The following is a 17,898-nucleotide window of genomic DNA, read 5'->3' on the forward strand; positions in this document are numbered from 1 at the left end:
CTGGGGACGACGGGAGACGAAAAAGCCGGCGACGCCGGGAGGGGTCCCTGCCACGCTGGTCGGGTGGACGTCCCGGCGCTGCTGCTCGCGCTGCCCGCCTTCCTGGGTGCGGTGCTGCTGATCGCCGCGACCCCGGGACCGGCCGTCGCGCTCGTCGTGCGCCGGGCGGCCCTGCGGGGGAGCGCCGCCGCGGTGCCGACGGTGCTGGGGCTCGAGGCCGGGCTGTTCGTCTGGGCGCTGCTGGCCGGCGCGGGGGTCGCGGCCGCGGTCGCCGCGTCCGAGGCCGGCTTCCTCGTCCTGCGGGCCGTCGGGGCGGCGGTGCTGCTGTGGCTGGGCGGCCGGGCGCTGTGGCGGGCGCTGCGCGCCGGTCCCGTGGAGGAGCCCGGCGCCGCGGCGGGGCCGGTGCGCCGGCGCTGGGGTGGGGCCTTCGCCGAGGGGCTGCTGGTGCAGCTGGCCAACCCGAAGCTGGCCGTCTTCATGATCGCCTTCTACCCGCAGTTCGTCCCGGCCGGCAGCTCCCCGCTGCCGACCGCCGCGCTGCTGGGGCTGCTGCAGGTGGCCGTCGAGACGGCGCTGTACCTGGGGCTGGCGGCCGGCGTCGGCCGGGCCGGCAGCTGGTTCCGGCGTCCCCGGGTGCGCCGCGGGCTGGACGCCACCTCCGGCGCGGTGCTCGTGGGTCTGGGCGTGCGGGTGGCGGCCGCCTCCCGCTGAGGGCGGGACGGGCCGGGGACGCGGGCGGGCCGGGGAGCGTGCGCTCCCCGGCCCGCCGTGCGGCGGTGCTCAGGCGTCCGTGCGCTGCAGGGCCGCCAGCTCCCGGGCCACCATCTCCTCGTGCGCCTGCTCGTCCTGGCGTGCCCGGCGCGGGCTCCACCGGCCGGCCATCACGAAGACGAACGGCAGGAACAGCACCTGCCCGGCGACGCACACCCACCACCAGCGCTGCCACTGGTGCGGGTTCTCCTCGGCGGCGGTGGCGACCTCGTCGCCGTGGGCCGCGAGGTAGGCGAGGTCGTCGGCCGGGATCGCGGTGTTGGCGTCGGTGAGCACCGTCGCGTAGCGCTGCACGAGCGCGAGGTCGGCCTGCACCGCCGGGTCGCCGAGGCCGACCAGCAGCTGGGTGGCGGTGCCGGCGTCGACGCCGAGGGCCTGGGCGATCTGCCCGACGGCGGCCGCACCGGCCGCGGCGTCGGCCGGGTCCTCCTGCAGCGCGGCCAGCGTGGCCGGGTCGACCGCCTGCGCGGCGGCCAGCTGCGGCGCCCGGTTCCGCACCGCCTCGGAGACCGCGGCGGCCTCGTCGGCGTCGGCGCCCTGCTGGGTGGCCACGGCGCCGAGGGCGGTGGCCAGCGCGTCGACGTCGGTGGGGTCCGCGGCCAGCGCCTCGGACGCCTCCGGCGGGACGGCCGACAGGACGGCGACCTCCTGCGGGTGCGCCTCGACGATCTCGGTGACCCGCGACCCCTGGTCGACCAGCACCGAGGTGGCCGGCACGACGAGGGTGAAGACCGCCAGCGACGCCGTCACCACGATCCGCAGCAGCCAGCCCCAGATGGCCAGGCCGGTCGCCGTCGCGGCCGGGTTGTGCCGCTCGACGGTCTCGGTGAAGGAGGCCATCCAGGCGACGTAGGCCATGCCGCCGCCGGCCGCCGACAGGATGAAGTAGACCGCGATCGTGTAGTAGCCGGTCTCCGGCTTCGTCGCCGACAGCGCGAAGAGCACCGAGCCCACCAGGCCGACGAGCGTCCCGACGACCATGAACGGCTTGCGCACCCGGAACCGGTCGGTGAGCACGCCGGTGACCACCAGCGCGATCGCGTTGGTCACCCAGTACCAGTTGGCCAGCGCGTTGGCGCGCTGCTCGGAGTAGCCGAACACGGTCGCGAAGTAGACGACCGCGAAGCCGACGAGGATGTAGTAGAGCAGCAGGAAGATGCTGATCGCGAAGGCCGACCCGACGACGTCGAAGCGCAGCATCTGCCGCCAGTGGCCCTTCAGCGCCTGCTCGGTGTCCAGGCCGCGGGCCCGGGCCTCGATGAGCGCGCGGTCGCGCATGCTGACCATCAGCTGGTCGCGCAGGGCGGGGGAGAGCTCGCGCAGCCCGACCAGTGCGACGAGGAAGACGACGAGGCCGGCGATGCCGCAGACGTAGAACTGGAAGCGCCAGTCGGGGTGGTCGTCGAGGGTGTTGCTGGAGACCGTGGTGACCACGAGGCTGCCCAGCACCGGGCCGAGGGTCCAGAAGCCCATGGCGACCCCGCGGCCGACCTGCGGCGAGAAGTCGCGGATCAGCGCCGGGGTGGCCACCAGCACGACGCCCTCGACGAAGCTCAGCACCGCGAACAGCACGGTGAAGGCCGTCTTGCCCGGCGCGTGCGGCAGGCCCACCAGGAGGATCAGTCCGGTGATGAGCAGGCCGCCGACGACGAGGTTGGCGCGGCCCCAGCGGTCGGCGAGGCCGGCGAACAGCGAGGCGAAGGCGCCGACCAGGTTGCCGATGACGGAGACGAAGACGTAGCCGGTGAACGAGTAGCCGAGCTCGGCGATGATCTGCGTCGCGACGGCACCGCCGACGTAGAGCTCGTAGTACAGGACCACCGTGGCCAGCACGGTGATCCCCAGGTACAGCGACCGGGGGCCGGTGTCGGGGTAGCGGTCGAGCTTGCGGTCCCACAGCCGGCGCAGGCCCCCACCGCGGGGCGGTGTGGGCGTCTCGCTCGGTCGGACGTCGGTAGCGGTCACGTGCGGTCCCTTCCCGGCGCAGCGCCGAGCACGGGGAGGAGGCGGCCCGGCCGGGCCGCCGGTGTGGCGCGGAGCACACCGGCGCGGAACGTAGCGGCGAACTGTTGCAGGCGTCAACGGAACCGTCGGGTGCCGTCACCGGACCGTGACCGACGGCCGCTGACCCGTTATCCCCAGCTAACCAATCGAAAAGAAGACGGAACGGAATGCGACAACGAGAGGAGGGGTCCGGGGGCAGGGGCGCAGGAAGCGACCGCGCGAGGGCCGTGACCGACGGCCGCCACGTGCGGACCGGGAGCCCTCGAGGGGCAGCCGACACGCCGTCGGGGCTCGTAGCCCTGGGGTCGCGGCCCTGGGGTCGTGGCCGGGCGAGACTGTCCGCCGCCGGTACCCGGTCGGGCAGGACACCGGCGGCGCGGGCTCGCAGGCGTCGCGGGTGCTCGCGACGGCCGGGTCGAGGCGCACTCCGGGAGGCCGGTCCCCGAGAGGTACCGTCATCCGTTATCCCCAACATATGAAGGACCTCGATCACAGGAGAGCCCGAGAACGGCTACAAGGCGGGAACCCGGTTGCCGTGGGGTCTCCGGGCCTCTCACGCCGACGGGGGAGGGCGGTGTGGTACCCGGGGCCCGGTACGGGGCCGGGAGCCGACCGGGGGAGCGGGCTCAGTGCCCGCGGGCGGCCCGGCCGGCCGCGCGCAGGCCCTCGCCGAGGAGGACGAAGGCGGCCACCGCGACGACGAGCACGAGGCTCGGCGCGACGAGGGCGTGCGGCGCCCGGGACGCCGCCTCGCCACCCTGCTGCAGCAGGATGCCCCAGGACTCGGTGGGCCGCTGCAGCCCGACGCCGGCGAAGGTGAGCACCGCCTCGGCGGAGACGAGGACGCCCGCGTAGGCGCTGGCGAACACCAGCAGCGGGCGGACGGCGTCGGGCAGCACGTGCCGGAGGACCAGCCGCAGCGGCCCGGTGCCCAGGGCGCGCGCCGCGGTGACGTACTCGAGCGCCAGGACCTGCCGGGTGGCGGCCCGCACGACGCGCACCATCGGCGGCCAGCTGAACGCCGTCAGCACCGCGACGACCTGCCACACCCCGCGCCGGTCGGTCGCACTCAGCAGGACGACGCCGCCGAGCACGAGCGGGATGCCCGACCAGACGTCGGTGAGCCGGGAGACGACGCCGTCGACCCAGCCGCCGGCCGCGCCGGCCAGCGTCCCCAGCACGACGGCGAGCAGGCCGCTGAGCACGATGACGGCGACGGCCAGCAGCAGCGACGTCCGCGCGCCGTACATCGTCTTGGCGAGCAGGTCGCAGCCGAACAGGTCGAACCCGAAGGGGTGGTCCCGGGACGGCGCGACCAGGGAGTCGGCCAGGTCGCAGGAGCGGGGGTCGGCGTCGGTGAAGGCGGCGGGCGCCAGCGCCGTCGCGGCGAGCAGCCCCAGCACGGCGACGGCGACGACCAGCGGTGCGTTCCAGCGCCCCGCCGCCGGACGGACCTCCCGGGGGTCCGGGGACGAGGACGGCACCGGCGGAGTCTGACCGAGCGGGTGCCGCGCCGTCGACCGGGATGATCACCGTCCTGCCACGATGTCGCCCGTGGTCGCCTTCGCCGCCCGCCGGTCCGGGCAGATGCTGCTCAGCCTGTGGGCGGCGGTGACCCTGGTGTTCGTCGCCGTGACGCAACTACCCGGGGACCCGGTGCGGGCGCTGTTCGGCTTCCAGCCGCCGCCCCCGGTCCTCTACGCCCGCATCCGCAGCGAGTACCGCCTCGACGAGCCCCTGCCGGTCCAGTACGGCCTCTACCTGCGCGACCTGCTGACCGGCGACTGGGGCCGCGGGCTGCCCGCTCTCCGGGGCGACGCCGTGGTGCCCGGGCCGGCCGTGCTCGACGTCGTCGCCGCGACCGCGCCGGTGAGTGCGACCCTGCTCGCCGGCGCGGTCGTCGTCCAGCTCGTGGTGGGCGTCGTCGCCGGCGCGCTGGCCACGAGCGGGCGGTGGGCGGGCGCGGGCGTCGCCGCGGCGGCCACGGTGCTGGTGGGCACGCCGGTCGTCGTGGCGGCGTACCTGCTGCACTTCGTCTTCGTCTCCGAGCTCGGCTGGGCGCCGTTCCACGGGCGCACGGGGGAGCCGGCGGCCTACGTCCTGCCGGTGCTCGCCCTGGCGGCGCTGTCGACCGGCTACGTCGCGCTGATCACCCGGGCCGAGGTCGGGGACACCCTGCGGGCGCCGTTCGTCCAGGCCGCGCGCGGCCGCGGGCTGTCGCCGTCCCGGGTCGTCGGCGTGCACGCGCTGCGGCCGGCGCTGACGCCGGTGGTGACGTTCGTGGCCGCGAACCTGGGTCAGCTGTTCGTGGGGCTGATCGTCGTCGAGGGCGTGTTCGGCATGCCCGGCGTCGGGGCGGCGATCCTGGGCGCGATCGAGGCGCACGACCGGGCGCTGCTGGTCGGACTCACCACGGTCGTCATCGCCGCGGTGATCGTGGCGAACGCGGTCGCCGACGTCGCCGCGGCGGCGGTCGACCCGCGGGTCCGCCTGAGCCCGGCGACCTGATCAGGTGTCTGGGGAGCGGGCCCCCGCCACACTGGTTGACATAATGTGCATTATCGGCGGTGGTTCGGAGCGCCGGAGAGGGGCTGCTCGGACGGCCGGCGGGGCCTCGATCCGGGTGTCCGGCCTGCCCGTTGACGACGGGTCGTCCCGTGCACCGACGGGTGGCTCGTGCCGCCGCGTCGGGTCGCCGGTTCCCACGACGCCGCGCCGGCCACACCCGGGCGTTCTCCTCGGTCCGCATGTCCCGACCCGGCGCGACTCTGCCGTACCCGTCGCCGCTCGCTCACCTGCACCCGACCGTCGGCCGGTCGCTCGCCCCGGTCCGGCCGGGTCCCCGACGTGGCCCGCCGACCCGACGTGGCCCGCCGACCCGACGTGGCCCGCCGACCCTGCGGGTCCCGGTCGACCGCCGATCCGGGGCCCCGATCCGGCCGGCGCCTCCCCCTCCCCACCCGCCGACACCTGCGTCGTTCCGTCACTGTGACGTTACGCGGGTGGTGTCGGCGGCTTCGACGGGCGCCCGGCCAGGTGCCTGCTTAGGGTCGAGGACATGGAACTCCGACGCCCGATCGCCGCACTCATGACCGCGCTGGCGCTGTTCGGGGGCGGCGCGACGCTCACCGCCTGCAACGCGGCCGGGCAGGACCAGAACGACGGCACCACCGACGACAGCGAGAACACCAGCGGCAACGACCCGTCCGGCGAGTCGCAGGACAACCTGCCGGACAACAGCAACCCGGACCAGGACGCGCCCGAGGACCAGGACGACGACACGCAGGACCCGGACTGACCCGCCGCTGACGGGCCGGCCCGGACGGCGGGATCAGCCCGCGGCGCGCTCGGAGACCCAGAGCTTGTCGAGCCGGCCCGTCGAGTGCACCAGGTCGGCCAGGGACCGCTCGAGCTCGGCCTTGGTGTGCCGCTCGCCGAGCAGCGTCTGGACGTCCTCGAGCGCGCAGCGCAGCTGGAACAGGCGGTCCTGCAGCCCGTCGAGCTCGGCGCGGCGCACGAGGACGACGTCGTCGGAGAGGCCGGCCTTGGCGACCGCCGTGCGCTGCTCGTACGCGCGCTGCCGGCAGGCCTGGCCGCAGTACATCCGGGGGCGGCCGACCGAGCCACCCTGGGGCAGCACCCGCCGGCACCACCCGCAGCGCCGTTCGGCCCCGCTCCCCTGCCGTCCCGTCGTCGTGTCCGCCTTCCCTGCCGTCCCGTCCGTCCCGACCACGCGGTCGGCGTGCTGCTTGCCCACGCCGGGCACGCTAGACGCCGCCACCGACAGTCCCGGCGGACACGCCCGACCCGCCGGGAGAAGGGGCTGGTGAGCGCGTCGGAGCCGCCGGTTAGCGTGTCGCCCGTGCCTCCTGCCCGGTTCGCCTTCCTCGACGCGCCGGCGCCGTTGGCGATGGCGCACCGTGGCGGGGCGATCGAGCACCTGGAGAACTCCATGCCGGCCTTCGAGGCCTGCGTGAAGATGGGCTACCGGTACATCGAGACCGACGTCCGGGTGACCGCCGACGGCGTGGTCGTCGTCTTCCACGACCCGGCGCTGGACCGGGTCACCGACCGCACCGGCCGGATCGAGCAGCTGCCGTGGTCGGAGGTCGCCGCCGCCCGCATCGGCGGCCGGGAGCCGATCCTGCGGCTGGAGGAGCTGCTCGGCGCCTGGCCCGACGTCCGGTTCAACCTCGACATCAAGGCCGCCGGCGTGCTCGCGCCGCTGGTGCGCGTGCTGCGCCGGATGGACGTCCTCGACCGGGTCTGCCTGGCCTCGTTCTCCGACGCGCGCGTCGCGGCCGCCCGGCGCCTGCTGGGACCGAGCGTGTGCACGTCGCTGGGTCCGCGGGGCGTGGCGGCGCTGCGGCTGTCCTCCTACTCCCCCCGCGCGGCCGGGCTGGTGCGCGTGCAGGCCGGCTGCGCCCAGGTGCCGCTGCAGCTCGGCGGCCGGGCGCTGGTCGACGAGCGGTTCCTCGCCGCCGCGCACGCCCGGGGCCTGCAGGTCCACGTGTGGACCGTGGACACGCCGGAGGAGGCGACGGCGATGCTCGACCTCGGCGTGGACGGGATCATGACCGACCGCCCGGCCATGCTGAAGGAGATCCTCGAGGCGCGCGGCCGGTGGGTGGGCCGGTGACCGGATGGCTCGAGCGGCTGGCCACGGGGGTGAGGGAGTGGCGGCCGGCCCCGCCGCCGCTGCCCGACCACCTGGAGGCGGTCCTGCACGACGGCGACCCCGAGTGGTTCGCCCGTGAGCTGGCCATCGCCGCCGCGCCGCCGTGGGACGTGTGGCTGCTCCTGCTGCGCCGGTTCTCCTGGCTGGTCGACCTGTTCGGCCGGGTGGAGGTCACCGGGTGCATCCCCGAGGAGCTGCGCCGCGGGCCGCTGCTGCTGGCGGCCAACCACGTCGGCGACTTCGACCCGTTCGTGATCGCCGTCGCGCTGCACCGGCTGGGCGTGGTGCCGCGGATCATGGCCACCGGCGGGATCATCTCCGCGCCGGTCGTGGGGCCGCTGCTGGAGCGCGCCGGCGGCATCCGGGTGGAGCGCGGCACCGAGGTCGCCCGGCACGCGGTGCGGGTCACCGAGGTGGCGCTGGTGCACGGCGGGCACGTCGTCGCCTATCCCGAGGGGCGGGTGGGGCTGGCGCCCGACGGGTGGCCCGAGCGCGGCCGCACCGGGATGGCGCGCCTGGCCCTCGGCGTCGGGGTGCCGGTGATCCCGGTCAGCCAGTGGGGCGCGCAGGAGGTGCTGCAGTACGGCAACGACTGGGGGAAGCTGCGCACGCTGGCCCGCTCGCTGGTGCAGCGGCCGGTGCTGCGGGTGCACGTCGGCCCGCCGGTGTACCTGGAGGACCTGCGCCTGGGCCGGGTGGGCGACGCCAACCGGGCGCGGACGCGGATCGCCGCGGCGATCACCCGCGGGCTGGTGCCGCTGCGCGCGGCCAGCCGGCCGCTGCACCCGGACCCCACCCGCCCGACCGACGGCGCCGCGGCGTTCCCCGGCGGCGTCGTCCCCGAGGACATCCCGTGACCGGACATCCCGTGACCTCCCGGTGCTGGAACGGACGGGGCCGGGCTGACACCCTGCGCCCGTGACCGCCCCCCACGTCGACGCCGCGCGGCCCGTCGACCGCGCCCTGCGCCGCGAGCGCTTCGGTTGGTACTCCTACGACTGGGCGATGTCGGTGTTCAACACCAGCGTCACCACGGTCTTCCTGGGCCCGTACCTGACCACCGTCGCCGAGGACGCCGCCGGCGCCGACGGCCGGCTGCCCTTCCTCGGGCTGTCCATCCCGCCGGGCAGCTGGTTCTCCTACGTGCTGTCGTTCTCCGTGGTCCTGCAGGTCGTCGTGCTGCCGCTCACCGGCGCCGTCGCCGACCGCACCGGGCGCAAGCGGCAGCTGCTCGGCGGGCTGGCGCTGCTCGGGGCGCTGGCCGCGACCTGCCTGTTCTTCGTCGCCGACGGCCGCTACCTGCTGGGCGCGGGGCTGTTCGTCGTCGCCAACGTGGCCTTCGGCGCGGCGACGGTCGTCTACTACTCGTGGCTGCCCGACCTCGCCGGTCCCGACGAGCGCGACGCGGTGTCCAGCCGCGGGTGGGCGTTCGGGTACGTCGGCGGGGCGCTGCTGCTGGCCGTGCACCTGGGGCTGTTCCTCGGCGCGGAGTCCCTGGGGCTGACCAGCGGCGAGGCGGTGCGCATCTGCCTGGCCACGGCGGGGCTGTGGTGGGGGCTGTTCACCCTGGTCACCGTCTCGCTGCTGCGCGACCGGCCGCCGGTCGCCGGGCACGGCGGCGCCACCAGCGGCTTCCGGCAGCTGGCCGCCACGCTGCGCGGGATGCGGGCGTTCCCGCTCACGCTGTGGTTCCTCGGCGCGTACCTGCTGTTCAACGACGGCGTGCAGACGGTGATCTCGCTGTCGGCCACCTACGCCAGCGAGGAGCTGGGGCTGTCCCAGTCGGTGCTCACCGGCGCGATCCTCATGGTCCAGGTGGTCGCCGTGTTCGGGGCGCTGGGCCTGGGCCGGGTGGCGGCCCGCTACGGCGCCAAGCGGACCGTGCTGGGCTGCCTGGTCGCCTGGACGGCGGTGCTGGTGGCGGCGTACTGGCTGCAGGAGGGCGCGGTCGCGCAGTTCTACGCGCTGGCCGCGGTGATCGGGCTGGTGCAGGGCGGCACGCAGGCGCTGTCCCGGTCGCTGTTCAGCCACCTCATCCCGGCCGGCCGGGAGGCGGAGTACTACAGCTTCTACGAGATCAGCGACCGCGGGACCAGTTGGCTGGGGCCGCTGGCGTTCGGCCTGACGTACCAGCTCACCGGCTCCTACCGGTACGCGATCATCAGCCTGGTGGTGTTCTTCGTCGCCGGGTTCCTGCTGCTGCTGCGGCTGCCGATGCGCCGGGCCGTGCAGGCCGCGGGCAACACCCCGCCGGAGCGGCTGTGAGCGACCCGTCCGTCCCGCCGGCGTCGGTCCCGGCGGCCGGGGACCGGCGGCGCGCCCCGGCCCCGGCGCACCTGCGGTTCTTCCACGGGCCGATGGACTGCGGGAAGTCCACGCTGGCGCTGCAGGTCGACCACAACCAGAGCCGGCAGGGCCGCTCGGGGCTGCTGCTCACCCAGGGTGACCGGTCGGCGCGGCCGCGGATCAGCTCCCGGGTGGGGCTGTGCCGCGACGCCGTCGAGGTCGACCCGGGCACCGACCTGCTGCTGCTGGTGCGCAGCCACTGGGCCGACGGGCGGCGGGTGGACTACCTGATCGTCGACGAGGCCCAGTTCCTCACCCCCGGGCAGGTGGACCAGCTCGCCGAACTCGTCGACGCCTCGCACGTCGACGTCTACGCCTTCGGGCTGACCACCGACTTCCGCGCGCGGCTGTTCCCGGGCACGCAGCGGCTGCTCGAGGTCGCCGACGACGTGCAGCGGATCCAGGTCGAGGTGCTGTGCTGGTGCGGGCTGCCCGGACTGCTCAACGCCCGGGTCGTCGACGGGCAGATGGTGCGCGAGGGCGCCACCGTCGTCGTCGCCGACACCGCGCCCACCCCGGCCCCCGGTGAGGCGGAGGGCGCCGGGGTGGGCCCGGAGCCCGGCCCGGAGGTGCACTACCAGGTGCTCTGCCGGCGGCACCACGTGCTCGGCCAGCTGGGCCCGACCGCGGCGGGCCCGGGGCAGCTCGCCCTCCCCTGAGCCGGCCGCTCTCCCCCGGCCGAGGGGGCGCGCGTGGCCCAATACCACCCCATGCGATGATGGGGAACCGACTCAGCGGAATCTCTCCGCGAAATCCGCCGTTGGTCTCTTTCGACACCCTCCCGCAGTGGGTACCCCCTGCCGCGACGAGGAGTCCTGACCGACACCACCAGCACGAGAGGACGGTGTGCCATGGGCGAGCGTTCCCTGCGGGGCAGCCGACTGGGCAGCGTGAGCTACGAGACCGAGCGGAACACCGCGCCGATCGAGCGGCAGTACGTCGAGTACAGGTGCACCTCGGGTCACCAGTTCACCGTTCCCTTCGCGGACGACGCCGAGGTGCCCGACACCTGGGAGTGCAAGTTCGACGGCTCCTCGGCCAAGCTGGTCGGCGGCTCCGAGCCGGCGCCCAAGAAGGTCAAGCCGCCGCGGACGCACTGGGACATGCTGCTCGAGCGGCGCTCCGTGGAGGACCTCGAGGAGGTCCTGGCCGAGCGTCTCGAGGTGCTGCGCGGGCGGCGGACCCGCGCCAGCTGAGGAAGGACCCGCCTCCCCACCGCTCGCGAGCGCGCGGCGGGCTCCGGGAGGTGGGCCGTTCCAGGACCGTCGACGGCCCCGGTGGGACTCCCCACCGGGGCCGTTGCGCGTCCGGGGACCGATGAGTTCCCGCCCCTCCCCCGGTCAGCCCCGCAGGACCCGACCGAGGAGGACCCGTGGCGCACCTGATCGCCGGCATGACGATGTCCCTGGACGGCTACACCGCCGACCCCGACGGGGACTTCGGCGTGCTCTACGCCGACCTCGGCACCCCGGCCGGCGAGGAGTACCTGGCGGCGTCCCAGGCCGAGACCGGCGCGGTGCTCATGGGCCGGCGCACCTACGACGGCGCGCCCGACCCCGACTCCTACGCCGACGACTACGAGTACCAGGTGCCGATCGTCGTCCTGACCTCGCACCCGCCGGCGACCCCGCCGCGGCGCAACGACCGGCTGTGGGTCACCTTCTGCGGCGACCTCCGCGAGGCGGTGGACACCGCCCGCGAGCTGGCCGGCGAGAAGGCGGTCACCGTCGTCGGCGGCGCGGACCTCAACCGCCAGCTGATCGACACCGGCCTGTTCGACGAGCTGCGCGTCGACGTCGTGCCGGTGCTGCTCGGCGGCGGCCTGCGGGCCTTCGACGGCGTCGCCCGCGGCCGGCTGGAGGTCGCCGGCGTCGAGCGGGTGGGCGAGCGCACCTGCCTGCGGTTCCGGCCCCTCCGGCGGGACTGAACGGTCAGGCGCGAGGGCGGGTGTCGAGCACGACGGGGCCCTCGACGACCTCACCCTCGACGACCTCCCCCTCGACGATCCGCACCGGCGGGCGGGCCGCCGTCGCGCCGGGCACCCGGGCGCTGCGCACCCGCACCGGCGCGGACAGTCCCAGCCGGGCGCCCAGCCCGCGGCCCACGGCGGCGCGCACCAGCGGCCGGGTGGGCGGCAGCAGGCACAGCAGGCCGACGACGTCGCCGAGGAAGCCCGGCAGCACCATCAGCGCGCCGCCGACGGCGACCAGCCCGGCGTCGGTGGCCGCGGTGCCCGGCGCGCGGTGCTCCCGGGCGCGGGCGCGCAGCTCGTCCAGCGCCCGGGTCCCCTGCCGGGCCAGCAGGGTCCAGCCCAGGACGGTGGTGGCCAGCGCGGCCAGCAGCGTCCAGCCCACGCCGATCCACGCGGCGACCAGCGCGAAGACGACGACCTCGGCGAGGGCCCACAGCCCCGCCAGCACCCGTACCCGGTGTCCCACGGCACTCCCCGGCCCGGCTCGCGTGCGGCCCGGGTCCGCCTACCGGACCTCGCTGGACCGCCCGCGCTCGCGGACCCGTCCCGGCACGGGCGGTGGGACCCGGCCCGGCAGGCGGTCGGCCAGCCGGTCCAGCAGGCCCCAGAGGGTGACCCGTGCCAACGCCTCTCCAACGATCGAGGGCGTCATCTTGCTCCTGCCGAACTCGCGTTCGCTGAAGGTGATCGGCACCTCCACCACCCGGGCGCCCTCCCGCCAGGCGCGCCAGGCCCAGTCGACCTGGAAGCAGTAGCCCTGGCTGGCCACGCGGTCGAAGGGCAGCCGGTCCACCAGCTCCCCGCGGACGGCGCGGAACCCGCCGGTGGCGTCGGCCAGGGGCAGCCGCAGCGCGCGGCGGGTGTAGACGTTGCCCAGCCGGGACAGCAGCAGCCGCCGGCGCGGCCAGTCCTCGACGCTGCCGCCGGGCACGTAGCGGGAGCCCAGCACGAGGTCGGCGTCGGCGAGGGCGGCCAGCAGCAGCGGCAGCTGCTCGGGGTGGTGGGAGCCGTCGGCGTCCATCTCGACCAGCACGTCGTAGCCGCGCTCGCGGCCCCAGCGGAAGCCGGCGACGTAGGCCGGGCCCAGGCCCGCCTTCTCGGTGCGGCGCAGCACGTGCACCCGGTCGTCCCGCGCGGCCAGCTTCTCGGCCAGCTCACCGGTGCCGTCGGGTGAGCCGTCGTCGACGACCAGGGCGTGCACGTCGGGGACGGCGGCGTGCAGCCGGTCGAGGACCGGCTCGAGGTTCTCCACCTCGTCGTAGGTGGGGACCACGACGAGGACCCGCGCCGCGCTCACCGGGCGGCCCGGCGGGCCCGCTGCCGGCGGCGCAGCGCCGGGGCGGCGACCGCGAGCACCGCGCCGGCCCCCAGGGCGGTCAGCACCCACTCCGGCGCCGCGCCCAGCCGCTCGGCGACGGTGGTGGAGTCGCGCTGGGCGACGTCCTCGACGAACACCGCGGGGGTGAACAGCTCCGAGCGGCGGGCCAGCGACCCGTCGGGCGCCACGACGGCGGAGATGCCGCTGGTGGCCGCGACGACGACGGTGCGGCCGAACTCCACCGCGCGCAGCCGGCTGGCGGCCAGCTGCTGCTCGCTCTCGTCGGTGTAGCCGAAGGTGGCGTTGTTGGTCTGGACGACGAGCATCCCGGCGCCGGCCCGCACGGTGTCGGCGACCAGGGAGTCGTAGACCACCTCGAAGCAGATGACGTCGCCCACCGGCGCGCCGCCGACGTCGAGCACCCCGACCTCGGTGCCGTGGGCGAAGTCCCGGCGGACCAGGTCGACCTTGTCGCTGAAGAAGCGGAAGAACCCCCGCGCCGGCACGTACTCGGCCAGCGGGACGGGGTGCCGCTTGACGTAGGTGTCGCCGGGCCCGGTCTCGGGGTCCCACACGATGCCGGTGTTGCTCAGGTACCGGCCCGGCCCCTCGACGACCGCGCCCACCAGGATCGGCGCGCCGATCGCCTCGGCGGCGCGGCTGATCTGCCGGGCGGCGTCGGCGTTGCGGTAGGGGTCGATGTCGGAGCTGTTCTCCGGCCAGACGACCAGGTCCGGCTGCGCCCGGTCCCCGGCCGCGACCGCGGCGGCCAGCTGCACCGTCTGCTGCACGTGGTTGTCCAGCACCGCCCGGCGGCGGGCGTTGAACTCCAGCCCGGCCTCCGGGACGTCGCCCTGGATGACGGCGACGGTCCTCGTGGGGCCGCCCGCGGTGAGCGAGGGGCCGGGCAGTGGCGTCCCGGCCAGCGCCCCGAGCAGCGGGACGGCGAGGACGGCGGCGACCAGCGCGGCCGCGGTGCGCAGCGCCGGCCCGCGGGTCGCGCCCTCGCCGGCCGCGCGCCGGGCCCGGGCCAGCGCGAGCAGCGCCGCGGCCAGCAGCGTGCCGGTGAGCGCGACGGCGAAGGACACCAGCGGCACCCCGCCGTAGGCGGCGAGGGAGAGGAAGGCGCCGTCGGTCTGGCTCAGCCCCAGCCGGCCCCAGGGGAAGCCGCCGAGCGGGAGGCGGCCGCGCAGCGCCTCGTCGGCCACCCACAGCGCGGCGGTCCACAGCGGCCACAGCCGCAGGCCGGACACCGCCGCGCCGGCCGCGCCGAGCAGCGCGAGGAAGAGGGCCTGGGAGACCGCCAGGGCCAGCCAGGGGAACGCGCCCACGTAGATGCCGGTCCAGGACAGCAGCGGCACGAAGAACGCCAGGCCGCACACCAGGCCCAGCCACGCGCCGGACCGGGCCCGCTGCCCGCGCACGGCCAGCGCCAGCGCCGCGGGGCCGAGCACCGCCAGCGGGGGCAGCGACCAGCCGGGGAAGGCCAGCAGCATCGCCAGGCCGCCGGCGGCGGCGAGCGCGGTGCGCCACGGCAGGCGGCGGGTCCGGCGCCGGCCGGTCCCCGCGGGCGCGCCGGAGCCGGTGTCCCGCTCCTCCGTCACGGCTGCTGGCGGCACCCACGACCTCCCCGCGACGTCCTGCCGCGGGCGGCGCCCGGGCGTCCGGCTGCACCCGTCCGTGGCGGACGGCGTGCGGGCCACGGTCGTGGCCCATCCACGAGCATCCCACCCCGCACCCCGTCCTCCGGGACGCGACCGGCGCGGGGTCCCCCGGGTGTGCCGTCCCCGGACCGGGTGGTTACAGCGACCGCAGCGGCCGGCCCCCGACCAGCAGCTGCCGGCACGCCGGCCGCTCCCGGCGGTCGAGCACCGCCGACAGGCCGGCGTCCGTGGCCCACAGCGCGAGGTCGGCCGGGGCGCCCGGCGCCAGCGGCCCGGCGGCGGTCTCCGCGCGGACGGCGTGCCAGCCGCCGTGGGTGGCCGCGTCGAAGGCGTCGAACGGGCGCAGCCCGGCGCCGGCGGTGCGGTGGTCGACGGCCGCGTGCACGCCGCCCCAGGGGTCCATCGGCGTCACCGGGGCGTCGCTGCCCAGCGCCAGGGCGACACCGGCGTCGGCGAGGTCGGCGAACGGGTTGCACCCGGCCGCGCGCTCGGCGCCCAGCCGCTCGGCGTACATGCCCGCCGGGCCGCCCCAGGCCGCGTCGAAGGCGGGCTGGACGCTGGCCACCATCCCCCACGAGCGCATCCGCTCGACCGCCTCCGGGCTCGCCATCTCCACGTGCTCGAGCCGGTGCCGGCAGGCCCGCACGGCGGCCGGCCCGAGCTCGGCCACCACCGTCCCGACCGCGTCGAGCACCTGGTCGACGGCGGCGTCGCCGATGCAGTGGAAACCGGCCTGGATCCCGGCGGCGGTGCAGGCGCGCACGTGGTCGACCAGGGAGGCGGTGTCGAACCGCAGCGCCCCGGCGGTGCCCGGCCGGTCGGCGTAGGGGGCGTGCAGCGCGGCGGTGTGCGAGCCGAACGCGCCGTCGCAGAACAGGTCACCGCCGGCGCCGGCCAGGCCCAGCTCGCGCACCAGGTCCAGCCCGCCGCGCTCGGCCAGCTCCCCCCAGTAGCCGGTGACCCGCGGCGCCGGCCGCTGCCGGGCCAGGTCCAGCAGCGCGCGCAGGTCCGCGGCGCCGGACACCTCGGGCCCGGCCATCTCGTGCAGGCTGCCGACGCCCAGCCGCACCGCCTCGGCGAGCGTGGCGGCCTGCGCGGCGGCCCGTTGCGGCGCGGTCACCGCCCCGTAGGCGGCCTGCCGGGCGGCGTGGTGGGCGTCCAGCCGCAGCCGCCCGTCCGGCGAGAAGCCGGGCAGGCCGCGGACGCCGGGCACCCGGTCGAGCAGCGCGGTGGAGACGGTCGCGGAGTGCACGTCGACGCGGGCCAGGTAGGCCGGCCGGTCCCCGACGACGGCGTCCAGGTCGGCGCGGGTGAGCCCCCGGCCCTCGGGCCAGCCGGTCTCGTCCCAGCCGGTGCCCAGCAGGATGCCCGGCGGCGCGCCGCGCACCGCCTCGGCGACGGCGGCCACCGCCTCCGCGAGGCTCGACCTCGAGTGGAGGTCGAGGCCGGTGAGCGCCAGGCCGGTCGCGGTGGCGTGCACGTGCGCGTCCACGAACGCCGGGGTGAGCAGCGCCCCCTCCCCCGCCAGCACCCGGCCGGCCCGCGGCGCGTCGGCGGCCGCGCCGGTCCAGGCGATCCGCCCGTCGACGACGTGCAGGGCACGGCCGGGACGGTCGCCGACGGTCACGTCGGTGAGCAGCAGGTCGGTCGGGGGCGTCACGGCCCCGAGCATGACGGCGCGCCCGGGCCGCTCCGGCGCCGGGTCCGCGGGTAGCGCGGGGCGCGCCGGGTAGGCAGTCGCGATGACCGTGCCGGACGGGGAGCTGCTCACCGACCGGCTGCGGCTGCGCCCGTGGACCACCGGCCGCGACGACCTGGCCCGGCTCGCCGACATCTACCGGCGCGAGGAGGTCACCCGCTGGCTGGGCGGCCCCCCGTCGGTGGGCCCGGTGGAGCTGGTGGGCCGGTGGGCGGAGATCCGGCGCGCGGACCCGGTGCACGGCTGCTGGGCGGTGGAGGTGCGCGCGCCGGAGCCGGTGGTGGCCGGCACGGTGCTGCTCAAGCCCCTGCCCGGCGGCGTCGGGGAGGTCGAGGTGGGCTGGCACCTGCACCCGGAGTGCTGGGGCCGCGGCTACGCCACCGAGGCCGCGCGGGCGGTGGTCGACCACGCCTTCGGCGCGGGCGTGCCGGAGGTCTACGCCGTGGTCCGGCCCGGCAACGAGGCCTCGCGGGCGGTGTGCCGGCGCCTGGGCATGGAACCGCTGGGCCGGCTGCGCCGGTGGTACGACGTCGAGCTGGAGGCGTTCCGGCTCATGGCCCCGGTGGTGGTGGAGTAGCGGGTCCTCAGCCGCGGCGCCGGAGGCGGCGGGCCAGCCGCGCGCGGCGCGGGGTCCGCGCCCTCACCCGGTGCCCGGCGGCGTCCTGCGCGTCGCGGGCCGTGGCCTCCTCCAGGGTGGGCGCGGTCCCGCCCAGGTGCGCCGGCACCCACCACAGGTCCGCGGGCCCCGAGGGCTGCTGCGGATAGGTGCGCTGCGCCTCGTCCAGCAGCGCCTCCATCGCCACGCGGGTGCGGGCCAGCAGCGCCGCGGGCTGCTCGCCGGGCAGGGGGACGACCGGCTCGCCGAGCAGCACGGTCACCGCCCGGCCGCGGGTGAGGTCCACCGGGTGCTTCTTGGTGGCCACCCGGTGCCCGCCCCACACCGCGGCCGGGACGATCGGCACCCCGGCGTCGAGGGCCATCCGGGCGGCGCCGGCCTTGAGGTCCTTGACGGTGAAGCTCTGGCTGATCGTCGCCTCGGGGAAGACGCCGACGACCTCGCCGTCCTTGAGCGCCCGCACCGCGGCGTCGAAGGCGGCCGCGCCGGCCTTGCGGTCGACCGGGATGTGCCGCATGGCGCGCATGAACGGCCCGGCGAACCAGTGCGCGAACACCGAGGCCTTGGCCATGAACCGGACCAGCCGGTGCCGCGGCAGCGCGGCCAGGCCGAGGAAGGTGAAGTCCAGGAAGCTGACGTGGTTGCTGCAGACCACTGCGCCGCCCGACGTCGGCACGTGCTCGGAGCCCCGCACGTCGAACTGCAGTCGCAGCAGCCGGAAGACCACCAGCGCCAGCCGCACGACGAACCGGTAGGGGCGGTCCCGGGGATCGGGGGACGGCCCGAACAGGTCGCGCCGCACGACGTCGTGCCAGCTCGCGGTGTACATG

Annotated in this window: 18 protein-coding genes; 10 read left to right on the forward strand and 8 right to left on the reverse strand. The window is 76.4% G+C overall.

Features of this window, described 5'->3' with window-relative positions:
* The first annotated feature begins 63 nt into the window (after positions 1-63).
* The gene (locus ACI8AB_RS05660; RefSeq protein ID WP_456949288.1) at positions 64-711 is read left to right on the forward strand and encodes a LysE family translocator; all 648 of its coding nucleotides are present in this window, start codon (positions 64-66) and stop codon (positions 709-711) included.
* A gap of 69 nt (positions 712-780) precedes the next feature.
* On the opposite strand, the gene ACI8AB_RS05665 is transcribed toward ACI8AB_RS05660, so the two are convergent.
* Together ACI8AB_RS05665 and ACI8AB_RS05670 are read right to left on the reverse strand one after the other, a co-directional pair.
* Entirely contained in the window at positions 781-2,736 is a 1,956-nt protein-coding gene (locus ACI8AB_RS05665; RefSeq protein ID WP_456949289.1) for an MFS transporter, read from the reverse strand.
* Between the two features lie 665 nt (positions 2,737-3,401).
* Complete coding sequence (locus ACI8AB_RS05670) at positions 3,402-4,259, reverse strand: ABC transporter permease (RefSeq protein WP_456949290.1); 858 nt, start codon at positions 4,257-4,259, stop codon at positions 3,402-3,404.
* A gap of 70 nt (positions 4,260-4,329) precedes the next feature.
* Here ACI8AB_RS05670 and ACI8AB_RS05675 point away from each other — a divergent pair, with 70 nt between their 5' ends.
* Together ACI8AB_RS05675 and ACI8AB_RS05680 are read left to right on the forward strand one after the other, a co-directional pair.
* A complete protein-coding gene (locus ACI8AB_RS05675; RefSeq protein ID WP_456902993.1) occupies positions 4,330-5,283 on the forward strand; it encodes an ABC transporter permease in 954 nt (317 codons plus the stop codon).
* A 550-nt stretch (positions 5,284-5,833) separates the two neighbouring features.
* Positions 5,834-6,073, forward strand: coding sequence for a hypothetical protein (locus ACI8AB_RS05680; RefSeq protein WP_387988193.1), 240 nt, complete (start codon positions 5,834-5,836; stop codon positions 6,071-6,073).
* Positions 6,074-6,106: 33 nt separating this feature from the next.
* Here the strand turns inward: ACI8AB_RS05680 and ACI8AB_RS05685 are convergent, their stop codons facing one another.
* A complete protein-coding gene (locus ACI8AB_RS05685) occupies positions 6,107-6,532 on the reverse strand; it encodes a hypothetical protein (protein WP_456949291.1) in 426 nt (141 codons plus the stop codon).
* A 105-nt stretch (positions 6,533-6,637) separates the two neighbouring features.
* On the opposite strand from ACI8AB_RS05685, the gene ACI8AB_RS05690 reads away from it, so the two are divergent.
* The 6 genes from ACI8AB_RS05690 to ACI8AB_RS05715 all read left to right on the forward strand — a co-directional run bounded on the left by ACI8AB_RS05690 (position 6,638) and on the right by ACI8AB_RS05715 (position 11,726).
* Positions 6,638-7,414 (forward strand): glycerophosphodiester phosphodiesterase, encoded by a 777-nt coding sequence (locus ACI8AB_RS05690; protein ID WP_456949292.1) that lies wholly within the window; start codon positions 6,638-6,640, stop codon positions 7,412-7,414.
* Positions 7,411-8,310, forward strand: a complete 900-nt coding sequence (locus ACI8AB_RS05695) for a lysophospholipid acyltransferase family protein (RefSeq protein ID WP_456949293.1) — start codon at positions 7,411-7,413, stop codon at positions 8,308-8,310. The genes ACI8AB_RS05690 and ACI8AB_RS05695 overlap by 4 nt, the downstream gene beginning before the upstream one ends.
* 61 nt (positions 8,311-8,371) lie before the next feature.
* Positions 8,372-9,718, forward strand: coding sequence for an MFS transporter (locus ACI8AB_RS05700; RefSeq protein WP_456949294.1), 1,347 nt, complete (start codon positions 8,372-8,374; stop codon positions 9,716-9,718).
* Entirely contained in the window at positions 9,715-10,458 is a 744-nt protein-coding gene (locus ACI8AB_RS05705) for a thymidine kinase (protein ID WP_456949295.1), read from the forward strand. Before ACI8AB_RS05700 ends, ACI8AB_RS05705 begins: the two co-directional genes overlap by 4 nt.
* A 192-nt stretch (positions 10,459-10,650) precedes the next feature.
* Entirely contained in the window at positions 10,651-10,995 is a 345-nt protein-coding gene (locus ACI8AB_RS05710) for an RNA polymerase-binding protein RbpA (RefSeq protein WP_456929647.1), read from the forward strand.
* A gap of 176 nt (positions 10,996-11,171) precedes the next feature.
* Positions 11,172-11,726: a dihydrofolate reductase family protein gene (locus ACI8AB_RS05715; RefSeq protein WP_456949296.1), complete on the forward strand. Its 555-nt coding sequence runs from the start codon at positions 11,172-11,174 to the stop codon at positions 11,724-11,726.
* Between the two features lie 4 nt (positions 11,727-11,730).
* Here ACI8AB_RS05715 and ACI8AB_RS05720 read toward each other — a convergent pair whose 3' ends face one another.
* The 4 genes from ACI8AB_RS05720 to ACI8AB_RS05735 all read right to left on the reverse strand — a co-directional run bounded on the left by ACI8AB_RS05720 (position 11,731) and on the right by ACI8AB_RS05735 (position 16,413).
* Positions 11,731-12,237 carry an FxsA family protein gene (locus tag ACI8AB_RS05720; protein WP_456949297.1) on the reverse strand — a complete coding sequence of 169 codons (507 nt, stop codon included), beginning with the start codon at positions 12,235-12,237 and terminating at the stop codon, positions 11,731-11,733.
* Positions 12,238-12,276: 39 nt separating this feature from the next.
* On the reverse strand, positions 12,277-13,068 hold the full coding sequence (locus tag ACI8AB_RS05725; RefSeq protein WP_456949298.1) for a polyprenol monophosphomannose synthase: 792 nt from the start codon (positions 13,066-13,068) through the stop codon (positions 12,277-12,279).
* A complete protein-coding gene (lnt, locus tag ACI8AB_RS05730; RefSeq protein ID WP_456949299.1) occupies positions 13,065-14,693 on the reverse strand; it encodes an apolipoprotein N-acyltransferase in 1,629 nt (542 codons plus the stop codon). The genes ACI8AB_RS05725 and lnt overlap by 4 nt, the downstream gene beginning before the upstream one ends.
* 196 nt (positions 14,694-14,889) lie before the next feature.
* A complete protein-coding gene (locus ACI8AB_RS05735) occupies positions 14,890-16,413 on the reverse strand; it encodes an amidohydrolase (RefSeq protein ID WP_456949300.1) in 1,524 nt (507 codons plus the stop codon).
* 82 nt (positions 16,414-16,495) lie between these two features.
* Between ACI8AB_RS05735 and ACI8AB_RS05740 the strand changes: the two genes are divergently transcribed.
* Positions 16,496-17,029, forward strand: coding sequence for a GNAT family N-acetyltransferase (locus ACI8AB_RS05740; RefSeq protein WP_456949301.1), 534 nt, complete (start codon positions 16,496-16,498; stop codon positions 17,027-17,029).
* A gap of 7 nt (positions 17,030-17,036) precedes the next feature.
* On the opposite strand, the gene ACI8AB_RS05745 is transcribed toward ACI8AB_RS05740, so the two are convergent.
* Entirely contained in the window at positions 17,037-17,897 is an 861-nt protein-coding gene (locus ACI8AB_RS05745) for a lysophospholipid acyltransferase family protein (RefSeq protein ID WP_456949302.1), read from the reverse strand.
* Position 17,898 lies beyond the last annotated feature (1 nt).

Source organism: Geodermatophilus sp. SYSU D00698, from assembly GCF_054050335.1.